Source organism: Longimicrobium sp., from assembly GCF_036280135.1.
Lineage (GTDB): Bacteria > Gemmatimonadota > Gemmatimonadetes > Longimicrobiales > Longimicrobiaceae > Longimicrobium.
In genome coordinates, this window is sequence record NZ_DASURI010000674.1 from 1 (window position 1) to 2394 (window position 2394).

A 2394-nucleotide genomic window follows, 5' to 3' on the forward strand; every position below is an offset into this window, starting at 1 on the left:
CCGGCGCGCTGTTCTTTATCCTGCCGCCGATCAGTGGACGGGCGGATCCCCCTGGCGGGAGCCGCCGCCGTGCTCCATGGGCGGATCCGCGGGCTTGGTGTCCTCCGTCATCTCGGGCCAGTGGCTGGTACCGCCCGCCGCCCCGGCCGACGTGCCGCTGCCAAAGCCGCCGCCCGTCGACGTGCCCGTCCCCGCGCCGCCGGCGCTCGTGGTGCCCGTGCCGCTGGTCCCGGTGCCGGTGCCCGTGCCGTATCCGCCCCCCGTGCCGGAGCTGCCGGTGCCGTAGCCGCCGCCGGTGCCCGGGCCGCCCACGCTGGAGCTGCCCGTCCCCGCGCCCGTGCTGGCGCCGCCCGTCCCGGTGTACGCCGTGGTGCCGCCAACGCTCGAGCCCACGCCGCCCGCGTCCGTCGACGCGGTGCCGGCCGTGCCCACGTCCGGCGACGTCGTGGTGCCGGAAGCCGGCGTGCTGGTGCCCGGCGCGGTGGTGCTCGTGGCGCCGCCCGTGGTGGACGTCGTGGCCGACGACGGCGCGCCGGACCCGCCCGTGGCGCTCTCCGACCGGCCCGTGCGCTCGTCGAACTCCTTGCGCAGGCCCTCCAGCGCGCCCTGGATGCGGGTCATGAGCGTGTCGATGCGCGGACGCACGTCGCCCATGAACTCGTCCACGCGCGGCTTGGCCTTGTCGCGCGCGTCCTGGATGCGCGGCTTGAGCTCCTCCACCACGCCTTCCACGCGCTGCTCCACGTCCTGCATGAGCTGCTTCACCCGCGGCCGCAGCTCGCCGAAGATGCTCTCCAGCCGCGAGCCCAACTCCTCGAACGGGTCGTTGCGCCCGCCGCCGCTCTCGCTCCCGGTGGAGCCGGACGAGGATCCCCCCGTGGAGCCGCCACCGGTCGTGGAGCCCGCGCCCGGCGTGACTGTGCCGGACGACGAGGACGATCCGAACGCATCCGTCGATCCACCCGCAGAGCCGCCGATCCCGCCGGTCGCTCCGCCCGTCGACCCGCCGATCCCGCCCGTGGATCCGCTCGAGCCGAACGCCGATCCGCCGGTCGAACCGCCCGTCCCGCCGGCGCCGGTCGATCCACCCAGGCCGGAAGACGACCCGCCCGTGGAGCCGCCGCCGAAGCCGGACGAGGAGCCGCCGCCCACGAGGTCCGGGCCGCCGCCGCTGGGATCGGACGAGGTGGGGCCACCCGCGGACGAGCCGCCAAGGCCCGACGATCCGCCCCCGGCGGGGCCGCCGGTGCCGGAGGAACCATCAGGGCCGAAAGGATTGTTCTCCATGGTCCGTCTCCCGTGCTGAGCGATAAGGTTGCGTCGCCGGTGCGCCCGGCGCTGCCGTCGTACGTCCCGCGCACACGCCGCGTTTCGTACGCACCCGCCGTGCCCGTCCAACCTGCCGATCCGGCACCCTCCCGTCCCGGCCGCCGATCATCCGCCGCGCGGCATTCCGTCGGCGCCCTTTCGCGACGGGAGACGCGCGAGCAAGTTGGCGGGGGGAGCCCCACCTTCCGACACTCCACGAGAGATGGATCGCCGATGATGCACATCCATAGGATCACGGCCGCGGGCCTTGCCCTGGCGCTGGGCCTCGCGACGGCGGCCCACGCGCAGCGCCCCTCCGGCGACGTGCTGGTCGTGGCGAACAAGCAGGACGCCACGGCCAGCATCATCGAGGTGGAAAGCGGGCGCATGCTGGCGCTGCTGCCCACGGGCCAGGGCCCGCACGAGGCCGCCGTGTCGCACGACGGGCGCTGGGCCGTGGTCACGGACTACGGCGCGCAGACGCCCGGCAGCTCGCTCACCGTCATCGACCTGGACTCGCTGAAGGTGGCGCGCAGGATCGACCTGTCGCCGCACCGCCGGCCCCACGGCGTGGCGTTCTTTCCCGGCGACACCCTGCTGGCCGTGACGTCCGAGGCCAGCCAGGCCGTGCTGGTGGTGGACCTGCGCACGGGCGCCGTCACCGCGCTGCCCACGGGCCAGGCGGGGTCGCACATGCTGAGCCTGTCGGCGGACGGCGGGCGCATCTACACGGCCAACGTGGGCGCCGGCAGCGTGACGATGATCGACGTGGCCACGCGGCAGGCGCGCTCGGTGCCCGTGGCGCCGCGGACGGAGGGAATCACGCTGTCGCCGGACGGCCGGCAGGTGTGGGTGGGCAGCAACGACGATCACACGGTGACGGTGCTGGATGCGATGACGCTCGCGCCCATCGACACCCTGCCCGCGCCCGGCCTGCCGTACCGGCTCAACGTGGGCGCCCGCGGCCGCTACGTCGTCGTCTCCAACGCCATGGTGAACACGGTGCGCCTGTTCGACGCGGTCACGCGCGCCGAGGTGGCCGCCATCGAGATCCCGCGGGACCCCGCGCGCGCCGTCCCCGACACC

Annotated in this window: 2 protein-coding genes; one reads left to right on the forward strand and one right to left on the reverse strand. The window is 75.0% G+C overall.

Annotation, left to right across the window (positions count from 1 at the left end; genetic code table 11):
- Positions 1-30: 30 nt before the first annotated feature.
- The gene (locus VFZ20_RS21865) at positions 31-1287 is read right to left on the reverse strand and encodes a hypothetical protein (RefSeq protein ID WP_329686072.1); all 1257 of its coding nucleotides are present in this window, start codon (positions 1285-1287) and stop codon (positions 31-33) included.
- 255 nt (positions 1288-1542) lie between these two features.
- Between VFZ20_RS21865 and VFZ20_RS21870 the strand changes: the two genes are divergently transcribed.
- Positions 1543-2394: YncE family protein (locus tag VFZ20_RS21870; protein WP_329686073.1), on the forward strand; the 852-nt coding region annotated here is incomplete at its 3' end.